We start from the raw sequence: 18,728 nt of genomic DNA on the forward strand, positions 1-18,728 counted from the left end.
AAGAAAAAGAGTTTCATATTATGCGGTTCATTTTGTATGATGGGCTCATGAAGCTGAAACGGCCCGAGAGCTCCCGCACACCAGCCGCGCCACCGGCGCGCCCCGCTGCCGCATCAAAGCAGGCGTCGCCCCCCGGCGACGTTCCGTCGATGATGCGGGATGACGAGTTCCTGCACGCAGCGCTGATGATTCGAAATGCCAACCGGCGGGCGGAGGCCGTGTCACGGCGCCGCAACGATCTTCTGAAGACCGGTGCGATCGTGTTTCTGGCGCTGATTGCCGGGCTTCTGGCGATCCGGCCGCCTCAGCACACGTATTTTGCCGTCGACGAGGAGAACCGAATCACGCCGATCATCGGCCTGAGCCATCCGATGCTCAGTCAGGCGGCGCTCTCGGCATGGGTCGCCCAGGCGATGATCGCGGTCAATACCTACGATTCCGCGAACTACAAACAGCAGCTTTCGGCTGTCGCACGGAAGGATTTTACACTCCCGGGGTGGGATTCATACAATAACGCGATGATCAAGAGCGGCACGTGGGACTACATCAAGTCCCAGCACGTGATTGTCTCGGCGACGATGACGGGCGCCCCAGTGATCATCCAGGCCGGCGTGGCGCACGGCCATTACGAGTGGATCTTCCAGGTCCCGATGGTGGTTACCTATCAGGGGCTCACGGGCGAAACACCGCAGAACATCACCTATCAGGTCACCGTCGTCAGGACCGAAGTCTACAAGCACCCGTCTGGCGTTGCGATCCAGTCGATCAACTTCAAGGGGCAAGGGGCATGAGCCGCCGTCTGATCATTCTCGCCGTCGCGCCGGCGATCGTCCTCTCGATGGCTCAGATTGCCGTCGGCGCTCAGCTCCCTGCCCAGCCTGTCGCGCTTGGCCCGACTGGCGCGCCGGTCGCCAGCCCGGATTTCTACGCGCCGCCGCAAGCGGCGGATCCGATCGCTCCACCAGCGATGCTTGTGCAGGACCCAAGCGAGCAGCCTCAGACATCGAATGGTCGGCCGGCACCGCCCCTGCCGCCTGGGGTGACCGGCGCGAATTTCGCTGCTGCCGCCGCGGCAGCAGCACCGACGCTGATGCCTCCAAGCGAGATCACCCACTACAAGCAGATGCTCGACGCCGTGGCGCGCGCCAAGGCCGCGACGGTCGGACCGCCGCCCAAGGCCGGAAACCGTTCGATCATGATGAGCCTTGTGCCGGGCGCGCCCGCGCCGATGATTCACCTCTACCCCGGCAACGCGACGGCGATCACCTTCGCCGACGAGACGGGTGCGCCCTGGCCCGTCACCTCGGCTTATGTGGACAAGTCGAAATACACGATCGACAACGACATCAGCGGCAAGGGCGCCAGCACGAACATCGTCGTGATTTCGGCGAACCAGGCACACGCCGAGGCCAACAACCTCGTCGTGACACTCAAGGGCCTTCCGGTTCCGCTGACCTTCAACCTGACCACCGGTGGGCGAAAGGTTGACTTTGGGGTCAACGTCACCGTTGCTCGCTTGGGGCCGAATGCCCAGGCCGCCGCCGTTCCGGTGAGCAGCCTCGCACCCACGAATGACGCGGTGCTGCAATCCTTCGTCGACGGCGTCCCGCCGGGCAACGCCCAGGCCCTGACGACCAGTTCGCCGGCGGTGCAGGCATGGTCTCTGAACGGCACCTATTACGTCCGCACCCGCATGACGCTGATCGGGACCAACACCGACAACTCCTCGGACCAGAACACCACCACGCACATTCAGAACAGCGTCTACGGCGTCCACGTCTACGAGATAGCACCCACTCCGGCCGTGCTTGCCTCGTCCGACGGCCATACTTCCATCGTGACACTGGAGCCCAAGCAATGAGCACCCCCGAAAATGATCAGGACGGACTCGGTGAGGATGTTCACGACGAGGGCCTGACCGCGGCGCCCGACGAGCGGCTGACGGGGAAGACCAGCCGCCGGGCCTACATGCTGCGCGGCATCCGGGGCGCCTCGGACAAGCGCCTGCTGATGCTCGTGATCGGCCTCGGGGTCTGCGCCGGGATCTACTTCATCTATGAGGCCACCGGCGGCACCCGAGTCCACAGCACGACGGCGCCGGCGCCGCAGACGACCTACATTCAGGGAACGAAAGCGCCCACCCCCGCCTATCGGCAGATGCTTGAGCAGCAGGACGCCCAGCGCGCTGCGAAGGCGGCGCAGACTGGTGGTTCCGCGCTTCCGACGATCGTTGCCTCGTCCCCGGTCACCTCATCGTCGCCAGGCGCACCGACATCGCCCGCTCCGGATGAGACGCCGGCCGCGCCAGCCACGCCCGCAACGCCAATCCTGCCCGCCGCTCCGGCGCAGCAGTCAAGCATGGGCACATCCCAGGTGGTCCACACGGCTCCCAGCATCGTCAACGTCAATCCGAACCGGGTTCAGGCGATGGTGAAGGAGATGGAGGCGCTCAACAGCGCGATGTCCGGCGGCCCGATTAAGGAGGTCAGGTTCTCCTCGAACAGCGAAACCAAAGGTGCAACCGGTCAGGCAGGGGGCTATCCGAGCCGGGCCTACACCGGAACGGCATCAGGGGGCGCCCAGCAAGCCGCTAGGGCCACTCCTGCATCGACCACACCCGCGCGACCCGCCGGCCCGTATAGCGCGCCAGCACCTGGAACCCGTCTCGCGGCCGTTCTTGACGGCATGGACTCTGACGCACCGGGCCCGGTGACCGGTGTGATCGAACAGGGGCCGTTGACCGGCGCCCGTCTACTCGGACAGGCAGAGACAACCCGTGACGGTGCGGCTATCCGCTTCACCAGCATGACGGTTCCATACCGGAATGCCGATGGACAGCTCACCACCCAGACAGTCTCCATCAGCGCCTGGGCGATAAGCCCGAGCACGGGGACGACTGACGTGGCGACCTCTGTGAACCATCACCTCGCCGAGCAGCTGGCGGTTGCGTTTACGACCTCGCTGCTGAGCAATTTCGGGCAGCTGATCGCGAACAGCGGCGCCAGCACTGTAATCAACCCCACCGGCGCGATCGCGGTCACTAACCCCGCACTCAGCACGACGGATCAACTGGCCTCGGCCGCCGGATCTGCGGCCGGCACGGCCGGCACACTGTTCCAACAGATCTACGGCAATCAGCCGACAACGATAAAGGTCGCCCCGGGGACCCCATGCACCCTGCTGTTCGTTGGCAGCAATTAAGGAAGGACTGAGATATGCCACTCGACGAACACACGACGGATGATCTCGGCTGGAGCGAGACAGACGGCGCAGACGGGCAACACCACCCTCAGGGGCACGAAGCCGACTTTGGCCGGGAGCACGGTCAGGACGCCGACCATGCTCCCGGCGACCCCGGTTCAGGACCAGCAGGTGCCGATCAGCCGCATGCCCATTTCGATGGAGGCGACGGTGATGACGGCCTTGGCGGCGAGGATGGCGGCTACGACGAGATCGGTGAGGGGCCAGACCAGGAGGTCGCACCGGCGCCTCGTCGGTCTCGCGGGAGCAAGGTGATCACGGTTGCAGGCTGCGGTGTTGCCCTATTGATCGCGTTCTTTGGCTACCAGTACTATCAGCAGACGCATGAGCGGCACTTCGTTCCGGCCCATCGCCTGGCCGAGTCCCAAATGCCCGCATCTCACGCCGCAGACGCCTCCCTGCCAACCCGGCCCAGCACCGCGGCTCCCATCGAGCTGGGTGGATCGATGAGCGCGCCGATCATGCCGCAGGCGGCAGGCGCCGGCGCAGTGGGGACGTTTGGCCACGCCTCGACCTCCCTCCCCAAGACGGCGACCGGATCCAACACCGCGCCCGCAGTCCACTCGCCAGCCAGCCTTCCCGGTATCCGGCAGAATGCGCCGGCCATTGCCGGTATGGCCCATCCGGGAGCGCCGCCCCCGGCACTACTGAAGGCGATCGACGACCAGGGTGCCATGCTGAAGGCCCTTCTCAAGTCGACCAGCGCAACGGCCGCCGCGGAGAAGAATGCTCAGGCAGCCCAAGCGAAGGAGATCAATGATCTCGAGACCAAGCTTGGAGCCGCGCAGGCGGATATCACGAAAATGTCCGGAGAGATCACGACTCTCCAGGCCACTCTGGTCAAGCAACAGGCTGTCATGACCGCCGAAAAGGCGACCGCGGCGAAGCCGGAGCACGCTGTAGCCAAGGCCATGTCGAAAAAGTACATCCACCATGCAGCCACCACCTCGACGCGGAGGGACCATGGCGCGGAAGACCATCTGGCTCCGCACCATGTAGACCCCAACCGCGTCCTCACCGGCTGGAGCCTGACAATGGTCTCGCGGACGACAGACCAGGTCGAGGCCCCGGGTGGCCGACGTGAATTCGTGCGCCCAGGCCAGTCCGTCAAAGGGTTGGGGGTGGTCGGCCACGTTGTCCCCTACAGGACACCGGCAGGCGTGTCCTCCTACCAGCTGTTCACCAGCGAAGGCCGCATTCTCCCGCGGCTTGGCGGATAGTTCGAAACATGGATGACATCGAACTCATCCCGCTCGAGATTTCAGTTCGGCCGGATACCTGGCTGATGGATGATGACCAGTTCGCGATCGCAGATCCGAACTGGTCCAGAATCCGGCGAGAAGTTCTCGTCCGTGACGATCATACCTGCCAGCACTGCGGACTGCGGTCGACAAAGTGGCAGGAAATCGCGCACATCGATGACGACCACCTGAACAACGATCCGGCGAATCTGCGCACGATCTGCTCGTTTTGCCATCTCTCGTATCACCTTGGCGCCGCAGCGCGGCGCAATCTCGCCACGCTCTGCTGGATACCAGAGATGAGCCAAATCCAGATCAATCACATGATCAGGTCAATGCTGGCTCTCGAAATGTGGTTGAGCCGGATGCCGCCCAACGCGCCGGTTCCGGAGAATATTGCCTACCGAGCCATGCTCGACACCTTGAAAGGCGCGCTCGCGGTCCGGTCCGGACTGGTGGCTCACGCCTTTGGCTCAAGCTCTCCGATGCACCTCGGCTCGGCACTGCTCGACCTCGCTGCCCGGGACCCCGAAGCGTACGAGGATCGGCAGAGCCTAATCGATGGGATCCGCCTTGTTCCAACAGGCGGCAAGCGAGAGACGCCGGAGGGGCGGGACACCACCGCTGAGATGATTGCCCACTTGATCGACGTTTCGGGGCCTTATGGCGGCGCGATGCCGGTTTCATGGATGCCCCTTCTTCAGCAGTACGCGACGCGGCTCAACGGAGGGTTCTGATCAGAAATTCGAATTTTCGGCGAACCGCCGTCGGCTCGTGCAGGAGGGCGGCGAAAATTCGAATTTCTGATCCGGTTGACGGAATTCAGGTGTGGGTATCATGGAAATCAAGAAATTCGGCGCGATAATCTTTGACAGCAAAACATCCCCGACATCGGGCTGGGCGAGCTTCGGCGATAATGGAGCACCCATACAATTCATCGATCAGACTGAACTGCCAAGTGACGTCCTCTGGTGGAGCGACTGCCCCTACGAGGCATATCACGAGCATGGACGATTCTCTTCGAATATCCGCCCCTCAAGCTATTTGAGTGTCACGCCAAAGGAGATCATGGCAGAGTGGGATATCAACGAGAAAAACATAGATCCAGAAGCGTGTGCCAGGGTCTGTGGCACAGTCTTCAACCATGCGATGAGAATAGTCCGAGGCATTCTGAAACTTACCTGCCCTGACAGGGACGCCGGCAGCTACTTTTCAGAGCCGACACTTGCGGCCGACTTGGCAGGCATCCTCCCCCCTTTCGACTATCCCAAAGGGGACGCCCTCGAAATCCTGAAACCGAATGTCGCCTATTCCAACATTTCTCATACCACCGTCCCTTGGGGCCCATCACTGGAAACGATTGCGGTACGCCGGCCTCGGCTTGATCATGCCATCAGGCTTCTGGGCTCACCGGCACCAGTTGGTCCGTTCGAGCATGTAAGAGGAGCCGACCTTCCACCCCTCCCGGATCTCATTCATCTCGATCGTCCCGTCCTGGCAGAGATCGTCGTCCACCGCGCAGACCCGCGCTATGCCCCCATTTTTGGCTGGAACGTCTCTGGCTCCCGCGGTGTCAAGGTGCAGCGAAGCTGGGCAACACATCCGGAGCTCGCCGCACTGGCGACGTTCGCGGACATCGAAATTCGCAGCGCCTACATCGGGTCGGCCTACAACCACCTAAGCTCGCAACTCCCCGATGTTGTGCGGTCACTGGTCGCGGAAGGTAGTGGGTCGCTATCTTGGTCGGCGGGCGTGGCAGTGGACACCCTTTGGCGCAGTGCGACGGTGGGGAAGTCCATCAAGAGTGGGACCAAGTATCGCCGAGCTCACACAACCTGGCAGGGCGCATGGCTGAAAGCATACGACAAGGTCGAAATGTTCCGTCTCGCCATGGCGCTTCACCAGTCCGGGTTCCGCGTCGCCAATTACGGCAACGGCCAGGTCAGGTGCTACATGCCAAAGGAGCGGTATCTCGAGCTCTTTCTGACTGCTTTTCAGCTTGGCATGGTCCCGGCCATTGTCGAGGTAACGCAGCCCGTCAGCCCCGCCCTGCTCAGGCAGCGGATATGGGGGGGTGACACCGAAACCCGAAGCCTGGCGTGGAAAATCTTGACGCGTGAGGCCGGTGACCTGTGGATGATGAACCGCTACCCCATCGCCAGCCGAGAGGACCGGGCCGCGATGGTGGAGAAGGTCAAGGCTTGCTGATTAACGGACCGGACCGGCGGCTTGCGTCACTGGTCCACGCCCCGCAAATCTCGCTCGCCATAGTGGCGTCTTCTCGAATATCCGCGACAGGCATGGATATTGTCCGCAAACCCGGAACCGATACCCGCAGCGCGTCCTGCTGCCCGACAGGAAGCGCTCCCATGGCCCGCGCGATTGCGCCAGGCGCCGTCCCGCTGCTCGTTAGGGTCATTACGCCGGCGCGATGCCCGACAACCAGACCAATCGAGTGGGAGACGCGGCCGACGGAAATCATGGCAGAGACCCTGCCGGGGGGGATGGCAGGCTGGTCGGGGGTGGCAATAAGTATTGCCTGCTGTCCGGTGGCGCGCTGACAGACGATGCTGATTGCCGGCGACGTCATCCTGGCCTTCGGGTGTCCGCGATAGAGCCAGAGCATGGCATGGGGCGACTTTCCAGGCCCGAGCATGAATCGCCACCCGCTACCTGCATCCGCAAAGATAAACTTGTTGGTCTTTGGAGTGGGCGCGCCGGCGAAAGCGGAGGTACAACTCATCAGCAGCGCCGCCGCGTGCAGGGAGAGGCGGGTATGATTCATTTCAGGGTCTCCAGAAATCCATTTTCAAAATACAATTATTATTGCATATTTTTCAATAAGAAATCAGTGCCCCTTGCCTTGCGTAGCGTACGCTGCTTTGCCATCGCGTTTTTATCTAGCGTCCCGCCGTCATGTTTTGGTATTCTAGGCTCAGTCATGGACAATCAGGCATGAAACAGAACCTCCTTACCGGCATTTTTCTCGGCGGCATTGCGGCAATCGGCCTCGCGGGGTGTGCCCAGCCGCCCCAGTCCGAGGCCAGCGTGCACGCTGGCCCGACATCCTTCGATGCCTCCCCGATGTCACAGAGCCGACTGGGGTTCTCGGCGCCTCTCAGCGATCCGGCAGCCGACGGGATGGCCGCGCCTGTAATGGCGAAGATTACTCCGGTCGACGCTCATGGCGATCCCACAGGAGATACCCAGACACTCGCCGTCTTCGCACCACGCATTGGTAGCGCCGAAGCAGTATCGCCCGCGGCCATAGGCGCTTTCGGCCTCCGGGCTTACCAGCTGGATGGCAATGATGGTGCCATGATCACCGGACCGGCCCGGCTAGTCCATTACACGGTCTTCGCCAGGAACGGCGGCCCCGGCCCCGTGCAAATCTCCGGGGAGTTCTCCTTCCCGGCGCGGGCCGCGAGCCACGCCGGGAAGTCCTTGCTCGCCAACCTGAACGGTAGGCTCTACTCGGTGAAGATCTCCGCCAGCGTTCCCAAAGCCGCGTCTGTACCCAGAGGCATGCCCTCGAGAACTCTACGATTTCCGGACGAATAAACGGGTCCATTCGCCTCAAAAGCATAATATTGCTTGTATTTGTGGCATCATCTTCATATTGATAGCGAAGATGCCACATGGATATGTCATGCTTGCCGATCCGGAATTCGCCGCCGATCTCGAAGTCGCCACCGCCCGCACCAGCAGCGCGTTGGGCGGGGACAGTCTTTGCGGCCGAATGATCGCCCTGGCCGCCTCGCACCACGCGCTGGCGCTTCGTGACGACGCAAGGCTTTCAGCGGCCCTCGCGCTGACTCCTGAAATTGCCGCTTCCTTCAGTTGGATTTCCAACAGGGCCGTCGATCTGCATCAGGGCGCGACTGCAGTAAAGTCTCTGGCCGCCAGTCTCTTCGGGGCAGAGCCCGCAGGTGAGCAACCGCGGGCGGTTGAATTCCTGCCCACAGATGATGGTGTGACCATCGTCGAGCAGGGTGCCAGCCCCTGCTAAGGAGCGTGCAAGGACGCGATCACTAAAAATCGCGTTTATGTGGAAATATTTCTGGCATTTGTATATTGCAAGGCGGTAAACTGACGGGAGATCGCGTAGCCACATCCGTCAGGGTCCCCTCGATATGCCAAGGCCGTTCGCCACCTTTCTGCTGACAAGTACCGCCGTCCTGTCTCTCGGCACTACGTTGGCCCAGGCAAGTGTCTTCGGGTTCGGCAGCGACGAGCCGCTGACCGTCGCGGTGAAAGCCATCATTCCGCACTCCGAGAGGGTCAGCTACGATGGATCGGTCAATCGAAACACTCGCGTCTCGTGGCACGGCGGTGCCTCCTGGCGCGCGGTCCTAGAGTCGGCCCTTCATCCCGCGCACCTGGAATTCGTGGATGCTGGCGGGAAACTGCATATCTTCAGCATCGCCACGGGGCAAAGGGGGGCTGGCGACCATCCGACTGCAGCAACGGCGCCTGTGCGGGCATATCCAGTCCATGCCATCGCATCGCCCCGTGAGACCAGCGCGGTCGTATCCCCCGGCCTCTCGATTGCCTCTATGGAGCTGCCGTCGCCCAGGCCGCCCATCTCCGCATCGGTAGCGATTCAGCCCGGTGGCGCTATCTCCACATCCGGGCTGGAGATCCTGGCTGCGCAAGCACCCGTCAAGACAACGGTCGATCACCTCCCCACACCGGTGAAGGTTGCCAGTCTTGGACGCGCCAACACACGCGCGCCGATCCGGTTGCCCCTGTCAGCTTCACCCGCAGCTACGGCGGCGGCGCCGGATATAAAGCCGACCGCGCAGCGGCTCCCCCTGCCGCCGGCCGCCCCTGTCGCGCGTGTCGTACCGGTCCATGTCGAGCAGACCTGGATTCTGAAGCGGGGTTCCTCGCTCAAGAACGATCTCGAGCAATGGGGTGACCGGGCCGGGTACCAACTCTACTGGGAGGTCCAGGACGGCTCTGGCCACGGCCAGACGCTGATCATCCCGCAAACGATCCGCATCACCGGTTCGTTCCAGCAGGCCGTCGATACCGTTGCCCGTGCGATGCACGCCTCACACGTCGATTTCCACGTCCACTACAACGTATTTCCCGGCGCCAATTCAGCGACGATCTCCGGCATCTGGCCGGGTGATCAGTGAAATGCGCCAGATCAAGGAACCCGGCATGATCCGTCTTTCCCCGCCTCGTCGCTCGGCGCTGATCGCGCTCGCTCTCGCCAGCACCGCATTGAGCGGATGTGCTGATTTCAAAGCGGCGCAGAAATTCCAGAACGATACCGCCGCGGCGGTCAACGCGATCCCGAAGCCCGAGAATGCGCCGTTGATCTCGACCTCGAACCTGCCGAATCTCGGCAATCACATTGTCCGGTTGTCCAACACCTTCCCGAGCGTCTTCACCAGAGACAGGATCACAATCATCTCGCAGCGGAAATACTCCCTGCAAGAGATCGGAGCGAAGATCACGGCCCAGACAGGCATCCCCGTGATCGTCGATGTCGGCACTTCGTCCAACGGCTCAACCGGCGGGAATGGGCTCTCGCTGCCGGGCCTTCCGGGCCAGGGCTCTGTTACGATCCCGGGGCAGCAATCACAGACCCCGACGATCGCCGCCATCGCCATCTCCTACAACGGCACGATCAAGGGCCTGCTGGCCTATCTGGAGTCCCGCTACGGTGTCTGGTCGAAATACGAGGACGGAGCGGTCCGCCTTTATCACGACGAAACGAAGACATTCTCGATCGCGGTGACGGATATGCCGCTGACCGAGAAGATGAGCATCGTCGCGAATGCCGGTGGCGCGCTTGGCGACACGCAGCTGGGCGGCGGCATGGGCGGTGCCTCAAACAACTCGAATAGCAATAACGGCTCCACGACGATCAAGACCCAGACTTCATCGAACGTCTGGGGTGGCATCCAGGCCACGGCAACCACGCTTGCCGGCCCGGGCGCCAAGGTCGCCATCAATCCCTCGATGAACAGCCTCACTGTCTATGGGACACCGGTCCAGGTCGGACGCGTCAGCCGCTGGGTGAGAAATCTCAACCGCTCGATGGCACAGCAGGTCGAGATCAGCGTTCATGTCTATTCGATCACCCGGAACCATGAGCAGAATTACGGTTTCAACCCGGCTGTCGCCTTCAATCAGATGGCCAACAGGTATGGCTTCTCACTGCAAGGCGTCGCTGCACCGAGCATCAGCAACGGCGTCAGCCCGTTCCAGCTCGGTGCCTTCATTGGCTCAGGCAATGCCCAGTTGGCCGGCACCACTGCTGCGGTTCAGGCTCTTGCAACACTCGGATCCGTTACCGAGACGTTCGAGCAGAACGTGGTGACGATGAATCATCAGCCAGTCCCCATCCAGGTTGCCAAGAACACCGGCTATCTCGCGGCGGTCAGCACGACAAGCACCGCGAATGTTGGCAGCACGAACTCCCTGATCCCGGGCAATATCGCAACCGGCTTCACCGGCCTGTTCACACCTTCGGTGGTCGACGGACGGATCATGCTGACGATGAATATCACGCTCAGCTCGCTGGAGCAGCTGACGAAGGTCTCCAGCGGCGCAAACATGATCGAGGTTCCGACCTCCAACAATTCGGAATTCAGCCAGGCGGTATCGCTCCGCCCGGGCCAGACCCTGCTGCTGACTGGCTACAAACAGCACAACGACCAGACGACCCACAATGGCGTCGGCTCGCCCTTCTTCGCCCTGCTTGGCGGCGGCGCGGACGCGACGCGCAACAATCAGATGATCGCGATCACCGTCACAACGAGGCTTCTCCGCCAATGAACAGAATGACGACCGCCCTGACGATGGGGCTGATCCTTGCCGCCACAGGCTTGGCCCGGGCCGGCACGGTGTCCGCGACTCCGGCGGCAGTCAAAGCGCCTGCAAACAAGGCCGCGACTGCCTCGCCCTCCGCAACAGGCGTCGCGCCGGCGGCAAAGCATGACGAGACATCGGCGCAGTTGATTGCGAGACTGCCGGGCACGGCCTCCACCGAGACGCTCGACAAGCTGAACGCGGCCATTTTCGTCGCAGGAAGAGAGCTCAAGCTGGCGCAGTTGAAGCGAGATATTGCCAAGGCGCGAGAGGCTGAAAAAGCAGCCAAGGATGGCAAGCCCGCTCAGTTCCAGCCGGTCGGTGCCCAGCCCGGATTCCCGTTCGCCGCGCCAGGGCAGTTCGGTCGGGCCGAAGTAAAACCGGCCACGGCCACCCCGAAGACCGTCCAGTACCCGACCGTAGAGTCGATCGTCGGCTTCAACGGGAACCTGGAAGCCATGATGATCATGCCCGACGGGCACATTATCCGGGTCCGACAGGGCGACACCATCCAGGATGGCTTCAAGGTCGTCTCAATCTCGCCGGCCGGGGTCAGGGTGCAGCATGCCAAGTCAATCGTCATGCTCACCTTCGGGCCGCCAGAGCCGATTTCAGAAGATGAGAATTCGTCCAGCACGGCACCGCAAGCAAATGGATTTCCGAGCGGCACACCTACGGCTGGAGTGCCCGGCCCAGGTGCGCCGCCAATCCCGCCGCGCCCGGGCAGTAATGGAGGTGGGAGCAACGACTAATGGCCGACGATGATTTCGATCTGCCGGACATGAGCGACCTCCCGGGCGGGGACGGCCATGATGGGCTATACGGGCCCCGATCTGGTGAAAGCATGCGCCAGACGGTGACACGGGCTCCGGAGTGGACCAACTCGCAGGTTATCGATCTATCGGGAGGGCTCTGGCTTGTCGGCATGGATTGGGAAAGCCGCGAGGCTCCCCAGAGCAACTCCCAGATCCGCGCTCGCGCCCGCGAGATCGGCGCCGACATGGCGGTCCAGCGCATCGTCGATGGAGCGGTCCAGGTCGGCTATGGCTTTCCCATCGAGGGACTGAAGCCGGCAGGAAATATTCGATCGCTTGCAGCCTCTGTCGCGCAGGGGGTGAAGCAGCCGTGGCTCGGCATCTACCAGCTCGATGAGGAGCGCTACTGGTATGTCGCGGTTCGTGACGGGTTTCAGATCATGCCCGGCTCAGACATTGTCGCTGACCGGGAGACCGTTGACGCGCTGCGCCGAGAGCATCGTGGCCTGAGTGGCGACTGGACGCAAAAGGAAGGCACGCTCGAACATCTTGAGCTTCTGATCGACCAGTTCGCGACCCGCTCCCCGAAAGTCTGGTTTCTCAACCGCAGCAGGCGCCCACTTTACCTGACAATAGCCACCTGCTGCCTTGTCCTGGCAGGCGGGTATTTCGCCTACCGCCATCACATCGATGCGGTGAGGGAGGCCAGGCAAGCGGCCATAGCCCGCCTGGAGGCGGAGCGCGCGCGGCTTGCCCATCACCCACTCGAGCTCCCCCCCTCACCTGTTGTCCGCCTGCCGATGCCCGACAGCGTCACCAAGACATGCATGTCACTCATTGGCCAGGTGCCGGTCTCGATCGATGGCTGGACCGTGGCTGACCTGTCTTGCACCAACGACACTGCCACGGTCGGCTGGAAGCGTACCGACGGCGCGACGCTCGCCGCCATGCCTCGAGGGGAAATCAGTCCGGACGGCAACACCATCGTGAACACCGTGAAGCTGCCGATCCCCCAGGAGAGCCGCAACGATACGGTCATTCTCAGTGTCGCGATCGCCGACCTCAGGATCTACCTCCAGTCTGCAGGCGTCGAGCGATCTTCGGTCATCATCCACATCCCACCGGTGAAGAAACGCGACCTGTATCAGCGCGCCGTGAGCCACAAGCCGCCTCCTATCCCGCCACCGCCGACCGCTACCGTCAGCTTTGTCTGGCCGGTCAGCCCGACCGGCACGGACTGGAATCGTATTCCGGGCTTCCGGATCACCTCGATCATTCATGAGCAAAAGGGCTGGAAGATCGGCGGCACGATCTATGGGAAGCGTCCTCCGATCACCGACATCGCATCCTGAAGCAAAACGCCCGAAACAGAAAACGAGCAGACCATGAAACTGATCCAAACGATCGCCAGCGCTCTCCAAACCACGCCGGCAGACCCGGCGGCACCGATCGTTCGGGCACGCGTTCTGCCAAACCTCGGCCGGAAGCCCAAGGCTGTACAACCCACACCGGTCAAGCCGGTCTCACGACCTGGCGGCATTCGCCCTTCCACCACCGCAGCCACCTCGCCGACCCGCACCGACAATGGGGGGGCTCCTCGCCCCGCGGCCAATTCGGAGGCGATAACCCGTCGGCAGGGCAGCGAAGCGCGCCGTCCCCAACAGGAGCAGGGCAGTGGCGAGGAAGAGGCAAAGCGGCGGGAGCGCGAGTTCCCCGCTTTGCCCGACCGCTTCGAGGACCAGGTTGCAATACATACCCTCACTCGGACCGTCTATGTGACGGACCGCGCATTTGGGAATCCCCTGTTCATCAGCTGGTTTCAGCGTGTTCGTAACTTCGATCCGGCATTCGTGCAGAAGCCGATAGACCTGAAGGGGCTCAGCGAGCTCCGAAAGCAAGGCATAGGCACGGAGGTAGAGACCGAGATTAGTCGTGACGATGGCGGTGATAGCGCCCGCGCAAAGGCGTATGACATTCTCCGACACGCCGCGGCAATCGGTGCGACCGACATCCACATAAACGTCCGCGCCGAGATGACCGAGATCCATGTCCGTCACAAAGGCCGGATCAAGGTGCTCGAGGAGCTGCCCCAGGTCGAGGGGCTCGCCATCAGTCGAGTGCTTTATCAGGGCTTCGAAGGTGTCAGGTCGACGTTCAAGCCGACCGAATTCCAGAGTGCGCAGCTGTCTGGGAACGACATTTCGAGGCTAGGACTTTCATCTGTCCGACTTGAGCGTGGCGCAGCATATCCCGTCGAGAAGAACGGCAGCTTCGTGTCGATGCGCCTTCAGAAATACGACGTCCGGGCGAAACCTCCATCCTTCGACAAAAAATACTCCTCAAATCTCGCTTCGCCATTACCACCCCCAGAGCAGGTCGATCTGGTTCGGACCGGCTTGACTCCGTCCCAGCAGGAAACGCTGTTCCGGGCTGTCGAGGCGCCAAACGGAATTGTCTTGCTGACCGGGCCGACCGGAAGCGGGAAGACGTCGCTACTCAACCTGATGATGAAGCACGCCGCGCAGGTATTTCCGGGTAAACGCCAGATCTCGGCAGAGGATCCAGTGGAGATTCCGATGCCTTGGGTCGTGCAGCTCCCGATCGTGGGGGCAATCGACGAGTCGACCACCGGGAAGGCGTTTGCCAATTACGTTCGGGTGATGCTCCGCATGGACCCGGAAATCATCCTGCTGGGAGAGCTCCGCGGCGCGGATACCTCGCTTGCAGCAATCAGCGCGGCCGTGACCGGCCATCTCGTGCTCTCGACGCTGCACGTCACTGACCCCTTTCTCGCCATTGATCGCCTCGAGATCATGGATCGCGAGCGGCTCAACCGCCGGATCTACTGCGATCACAAGCTGATCCGGGCGATTGCAGCCCAGCGCATAGTTCCCGTCGTCTGCCCGCACTGCTCAGTGCGGATGGTCGACCACAAAAGCATGGTCGCGCCCTGGATGCTCGATGCAATCCTCACCTACGGAGACCCGGGGGAGATCCGCCTCCAGAAAGAAGAAGGTGGCTGCGAGCACTGCAATTTCGACGGGATCCTTGGTCGAACTGCCGTGGCAGAAGTGGTCGCAACCACACCCGAGTTGATGGATGACCTTATCCGAACCAACACCGCTACGGCTCGCCGAAACCATCGCAAGCGCGATGGGTCGGACAACTCGATGCTCGTGAATGCGATGCACCGTGTTTTGAAAGGCGAACTCGATCCACGCCACGTTGCCGAGGCGGTGGATGTGATCACGCCCATGGGGAAGGAAGACTGAGATGAGCCTGATGACCCACCTTCGCATGAGGATGACGTGGGGTGCCGCCGCCGTGTCGGGCACCAAGCGAAAGGCAGGCAAAGGATTCTGGGCAGAATTGAAGCGCAGCTTCCTTATCGCGCTTTTTGGCAGGAGCTCGCAGCTTACCATGCGACGGGCGCTCCGGAGCAATACGGTCCGGCCGGCGGTAAGCACCGGGTGGCAAGGGGCGATAAATCGCGCCTTCTTCGGCAGCATCGCACGTGAGCGATTCTACGAGCACCTCGCGACCTCGATCGAGAACGGGCGCAACGATGTCGCGGCAATCGAGATCTACCGCGACAGGCTCAAAGAGCGTCGCAGGGGCACCATCGCCTCGATTATGGGGGATCTTTTGCGCCGGTTAACCAGCGGCGGATCGTCGCTGAGTGCAGCCCTGGCGGTTTGGGTCCCGGCCGAGGAGATTCGCATCATCGAAGGCGGCGAGGCGTCAGGCGACATGTCGAAGGCGCTGAACCTCGTCATCGAGATGAATGTTCGCAAACGTGACCTGGCACACCAGATTAGGTCGGCGACACTCACGCCAGCCTTCTACGCAATCGTGGTTTATGCCTTCCTCCTGTTTGTCGGGATCAAGGTCACACCCGAGTTCGCGAAAGAACTACCCAACCCGACTGGTCTAGGAGCATACCTGTATGCAGAGGCGGCGTTCTGTGACAGCTGGCAGGCGTTCCTGCCGCCCTTCTTCATGGTCGCCGGCACCATCGCCTTCAAGCTGTCCCTGACGCGCTGGACGGGCTATGGACGGGCTATCGTGGACGATTATCCGCCGTTTTCCATATTCCGCGACATCCGCGGCTATGTATGGCTGATGACCTTCTCCGCAATGCTGCAATCCGGGATCGCGGATATTCAGATCATACGCCAGCAGCTTCTGAGTGCTGACCCATGGCTAAAGGAACGCCTGAATGCGGCACGACGCGTTCTGTCCAGCGAGGGTGGATCCCTGCCGATGGCATTGGCGCATGCTGGAGTGCGCGGCAAGCGCTTCAACTTTCCGAGCGTAGACATGATCGACAACATGGAGTCCATCTACGGATATTCAGACTCGGCGGAACGCCTGGCCGTGGCGACAAATCGTTGGGCGGTCAAGTTTGATCAGGTGATGAGGGCTCGCGTGAAACGCTTCGGCCTTGTGGCAGAGATCGCCCTTCTGTCCATCACAGCCTTCGTCCTAATCGGCATGAACGCGATCTCGCAGCAAATGACGATGGCCGCATCATTTCATTGAAATCGGAATACCAGTTTGGTAATCTAGGATTGTTCTTGCCGAACGCCGGCAAAATCATGGAGAACTTCAATGCAAGACCTTATGCCGCTGATCATCCGGGCGGTCATCATCGCCGCGATCCTGATCGGCGTCCTGGTTGTCGGCGACCAGCTTACGAGCGGCTCGAAGGCTGAGACCGCCGTATCGCAGATCACGGACATCGCCTCGAACATCCAGAAAGCCTATGACGGACAGGCGGACTACTCCAACCTCAGTTGTTCGACCGGTGGCTGTACCGCCCTGATCGCGCAGAAAGCCATTCCGAGCAACCTGGTGGATAGCACCGGCAATCTTGGCACAGACGGGTGGGGCGGGAATATTTCCATCGTGCAGTCGGCCAGCAATCCTTCACAGATGACCGTGTCCTATAGCTCGCTGGGCCAGTCCTCCTGCATCAAGGTTGCCGAGGGCGTCGGAGGCTATGACGATCTCGCGATCAACGGCACCGACTTCGTCCCCGGATCCAATCCAGTCACGCCGACCAACGCCGCCACAGCCTGCACCACGGGTTTCACCAACACACTCGCGTTCACCTTCGGCAAGTAATTCAGGCGCGCTCCGGCCGGCCCGGAGCGCTGCAATACGGATGGCGAGAGCATGAGCGACACCCTTTTCGAACTCGGCTTCTCGGACCTCTACATTCATCCGGTGCCCAATGATTGCTGGTTCAAGACCCGTTCCGACTCCAAGGAGCGGGTCTTGGTCCCCGAGCGTCTTCACAATGAGCTTGTCCAGCTGCGGAACCACATTGTCGCCGAGGATAAGGGCGAAGAGTTCCGCATCAAGTGGCACAGTGACTTCATGCGCGTTGGGCGCATCAACGGAATCGATGGCACGATCTACGCGCTCCGGAACTGGAAGCGCCAGTCTGTCCGCAACCTCGCCGAACTCGGATTTCCGCGCCGGATCGCGCAGCACATCGTCTCGCCGCGGCTGAAGTCCGGGCTGATCCTCATGATGGGTCAACAGGGCTCCGGCAAGACGAGCTCGGCGGCAGCCTGCCTGATCGAGCGCCTGACTGACATTGGCGGTGTTGCACGCGTGATTGAAGCGCCGGCCGAAATGGCTCTCGAAGGGCAGCATGGCAAAGGCTATTGCTACCAGACCGACCTGAAGTCCGATGCGATGTTCGCCGCCGAAATCAAGCACGCAGTACGTGCTGCGATCGACATCCTCCTGATCGGTGAGATCCGCTCTGCGGAGGTTGCACGGGAGGCCGTGCTTGCAGCTGCGGCTGGTCTGGTCGTGATCAGCACCTTCCACGCCAACAGCCTTCAGATCGGCCTACGCCGCTTCAACCGGATCTGCCATGAACAGGAGCTGTTTGCTGAGGCCCTCCAAGCGGCATTCCACCTTACGCTAACCGAGAATGACGGCCAGATCGACAACAGCCCGCTGCCAGGACGCACGGTGACCAACCAGATGATCCTCTCCGTCGATCCGCTGCTGCTGACAGGCAAGGATACTGATGTCCGGCCGATCCGCAACGCCATTCGGGAAGATCAGATCCAGACCCTTTCTACCGCAATCCAGCGGCAGCGTGATTATTTCATGAGCACGAGATGAGGGGCTGGCGATGATCCAATACATCTTCCCTCTGTTCGCCTTCTTCTTCCTTTTGTCGGTGCAAGCCGCAGTGGGCACTCAAGTTCCGGTCCCGCCTTCGATGAATGATGTCGCTCGGCACCAGGATGCCGCTGCTTTCGTCGCCTACCACACAGCGGTCGAGAACTACGTCGAGAATGTGATCCACTCCGGGGCAGCCTTGCAGCAGGGGGCGATTCCCAATAGCGCCCTCGCAATACCACCGGGGCAGCAGATCCCGCCGGGCGCCGGCAATGACATCGTCTCGGAGCCCGGCGGATGGGGCGTCTACTCCTGGTATGTGCCTCCAGGCGGTGGTGTCGGCGGCGCGGATCCAGCATTCGCGGGGAGTGCTGCCTATGGCTACGCCATGAGCGGGATCTACCGCACCTATTACGGTGGCTCCTCGACCCGCCTCCCTGCTTCCACGCCACAGGGCGGAGTCATCATGTCCTACGTCAACATGTCTGGAATTTGA

Annotated in this window: 18 protein-coding genes; 17 read left to right on the plus strand and 1 reads right to left on the minus strand. The window is 61.8% G+C overall.

Translation table 11 applies throughout. From position 1 onward, the window contains the following. The first annotated feature begins 47 nt into the window (after positions 1–47). The 6 genes from HUW10_RS01560 (at position 48) to HUW10_RS01585 (ending at position 6,710) form a co-directional block, all read left to right on the plus strand. Positions 48–791 (plus strand): DotI/IcmL/TraM family protein, encoded by a 744-nt coding sequence (locus HUW10_RS01560; RefSeq protein ID WP_174501910.1) that lies wholly within the window; start codon positions 48–50, stop codon positions 789–791. Further along, positions 788–1,861 carry a DotH/IcmK family type IV secretion protein gene (locus tag HUW10_RS01565; protein ID WP_174501911.1) on the plus strand — a complete coding sequence of 358 codons (1,074 nt, stop codon included), beginning with the start codon at positions 788–790 and terminating at the stop codon, positions 1,859–1,861. The genes HUW10_RS01560 and HUW10_RS01565 overlap by 4 nt, the downstream gene beginning before the upstream one ends. Beyond that, positions 1,858–3,201, plus strand: a complete 1,344-nt coding sequence (locus tag HUW10_RS01570; protein ID WP_174501912.1) for a hypothetical protein — start codon at positions 1,858–1,860, stop codon at positions 3,199–3,201. The genes HUW10_RS01565 and HUW10_RS01570 overlap by 4 nt, the downstream gene beginning before the upstream one ends. Before the next feature lie 14 nt (positions 3,202–3,215). Then, positions 3,216–4,481, plus strand: a complete 1,266-nt coding sequence (locus HUW10_RS01575; protein WP_174501913.1) for a hypothetical protein — start codon at positions 3,216–3,218, stop codon at positions 4,479–4,481. A gap of 8 nt (positions 4,482–4,489) precedes the next feature. Further along, positions 4,490–5,239, plus strand: a complete 750-nt coding sequence (locus tag HUW10_RS01580) for an HNH endonuclease (protein WP_174501914.1) — start codon at positions 4,490–4,492, stop codon at positions 5,237–5,239. Between the two features lie 100 nt (positions 5,240–5,339). Then, entirely contained in the window at positions 5,340–6,710 is a 1,371-nt protein-coding gene (locus HUW10_RS01585; RefSeq protein WP_174501915.1) for a hypothetical protein, read from the plus strand. Here the strand turns inward: HUW10_RS01585 and HUW10_RS01590 are convergent. Beyond that, complete coding sequence (locus HUW10_RS01590) at positions 6,697–7,287, minus strand: hypothetical protein (protein ID WP_174501916.1); 591 nt, start codon at positions 7,285–7,287, stop codon at positions 6,697–6,699. The two genes, HUW10_RS01585 and HUW10_RS01590, sit on opposite strands and share 14 nt — an antisense overlap. Positions 7,288–7,457: 170 nt before the next feature. Between HUW10_RS01590 and HUW10_RS01595 the strand changes: the two genes are divergently transcribed. The 11 genes from HUW10_RS01595 (at position 7,458) to HUW10_RS01645 (ending at position 18,728) form a co-directional block, all read left to right on the plus strand. Further along, entirely contained in the window at positions 7,458–8,063 is a 606-nt protein-coding gene (locus HUW10_RS01595) for a hypothetical protein (RefSeq protein WP_174501917.1), read from the plus strand. An 88-nt stretch (positions 8,064–8,151) separates the two neighbouring features. Further along, a complete protein-coding gene (locus tag HUW10_RS01600) occupies positions 8,152–8,511 on the plus strand; it encodes a hypothetical protein (RefSeq protein ID WP_174501918.1) in 360 nt (119 codons plus the stop codon). Positions 8,512–8,635: 124 nt separating this feature from the next. Then, a complete protein-coding gene (locus tag HUW10_RS01605; RefSeq protein ID WP_174501919.1) occupies positions 8,636–9,646 on the plus strand; it encodes a TcpQ domain-containing protein in 1,011 nt (336 codons plus the stop codon). A 1-nt stretch (position 9,647) separates the two neighbouring features. Next, complete coding sequence (locus HUW10_RS01610) at positions 9,648–11,297, plus strand: secretin N-terminal domain-containing protein (RefSeq protein ID WP_174501920.1); 1,650 nt, start codon at positions 9,648–9,650, stop codon at positions 11,295–11,297. A gap of 5 nt (positions 11,298–11,302) precedes the next feature. Then, a complete protein-coding gene (gene pilP / locus HUW10_RS01615; RefSeq protein WP_174501921.1) occupies positions 11,303–12,082 on the plus strand; it encodes a type IV pilus biogenesis protein PilP in 780 nt (259 codons plus the stop codon). Beyond that, complete coding sequence (gene pilO2 / locus HUW10_RS01620) at positions 12,082–13,437, plus strand: type 4b pilus protein PilO2 (protein WP_174501922.1); 1,356 nt, start codon at positions 12,082–12,084, stop codon at positions 13,435–13,437. Before pilP ends, pilO2 begins: the two co-directional genes overlap by 1 nt. A gap of 33 nt (positions 13,438–13,470) precedes the next feature. Continuing rightward, on the plus strand, positions 13,471–15,357 hold the full coding sequence (locus HUW10_RS01625) for a GspE/PulE family protein (protein WP_174501923.1): 1,887 nt from the start codon (positions 13,471–13,473) through the stop codon (positions 15,355–15,357). A gap of 1 nt (position 15,358) precedes the next feature. Next, positions 15,359–16,627, plus strand: a complete 1,269-nt coding sequence (locus HUW10_RS01630) for a type II secretion system F family protein (RefSeq protein WP_174501924.1) — start codon at positions 15,359–15,361, stop codon at positions 16,625–16,627. Positions 16,628–16,696: 69 nt separating this feature from the next. Continuing rightward, on the plus strand, positions 16,697–17,212 hold the full coding sequence (locus HUW10_RS01635) for a type 4 pilus major pilin (protein WP_174501925.1): 516 nt from the start codon (positions 16,697–16,699) through the stop codon (positions 17,210–17,212). Between the two features lie 51 nt (positions 17,213–17,263). Further along, positions 17,264–18,232, plus strand: a complete 969-nt coding sequence (locus HUW10_RS01640) for an ATPase, T2SS/T4P/T4SS family (RefSeq protein ID WP_174501926.1) — start codon at positions 17,264–17,266, stop codon at positions 18,230–18,232. 100 nt (positions 18,233–18,332) lie between these two features. Then, positions 18,333–18,728, plus strand: a complete 396-nt coding sequence (locus tag HUW10_RS01645) for a hypothetical protein (RefSeq protein WP_174501927.1) — start codon at positions 18,333–18,335, stop codon at positions 18,726–18,728.

It is taken from the genome of Acidiphilium sp. C61, from assembly GCF_905116885.1.
Taxonomy (GTDB): domain Bacteria; phylum Pseudomonadota; class Alphaproteobacteria; order Acetobacterales; family Acetobacteraceae; genus Acidiphilium.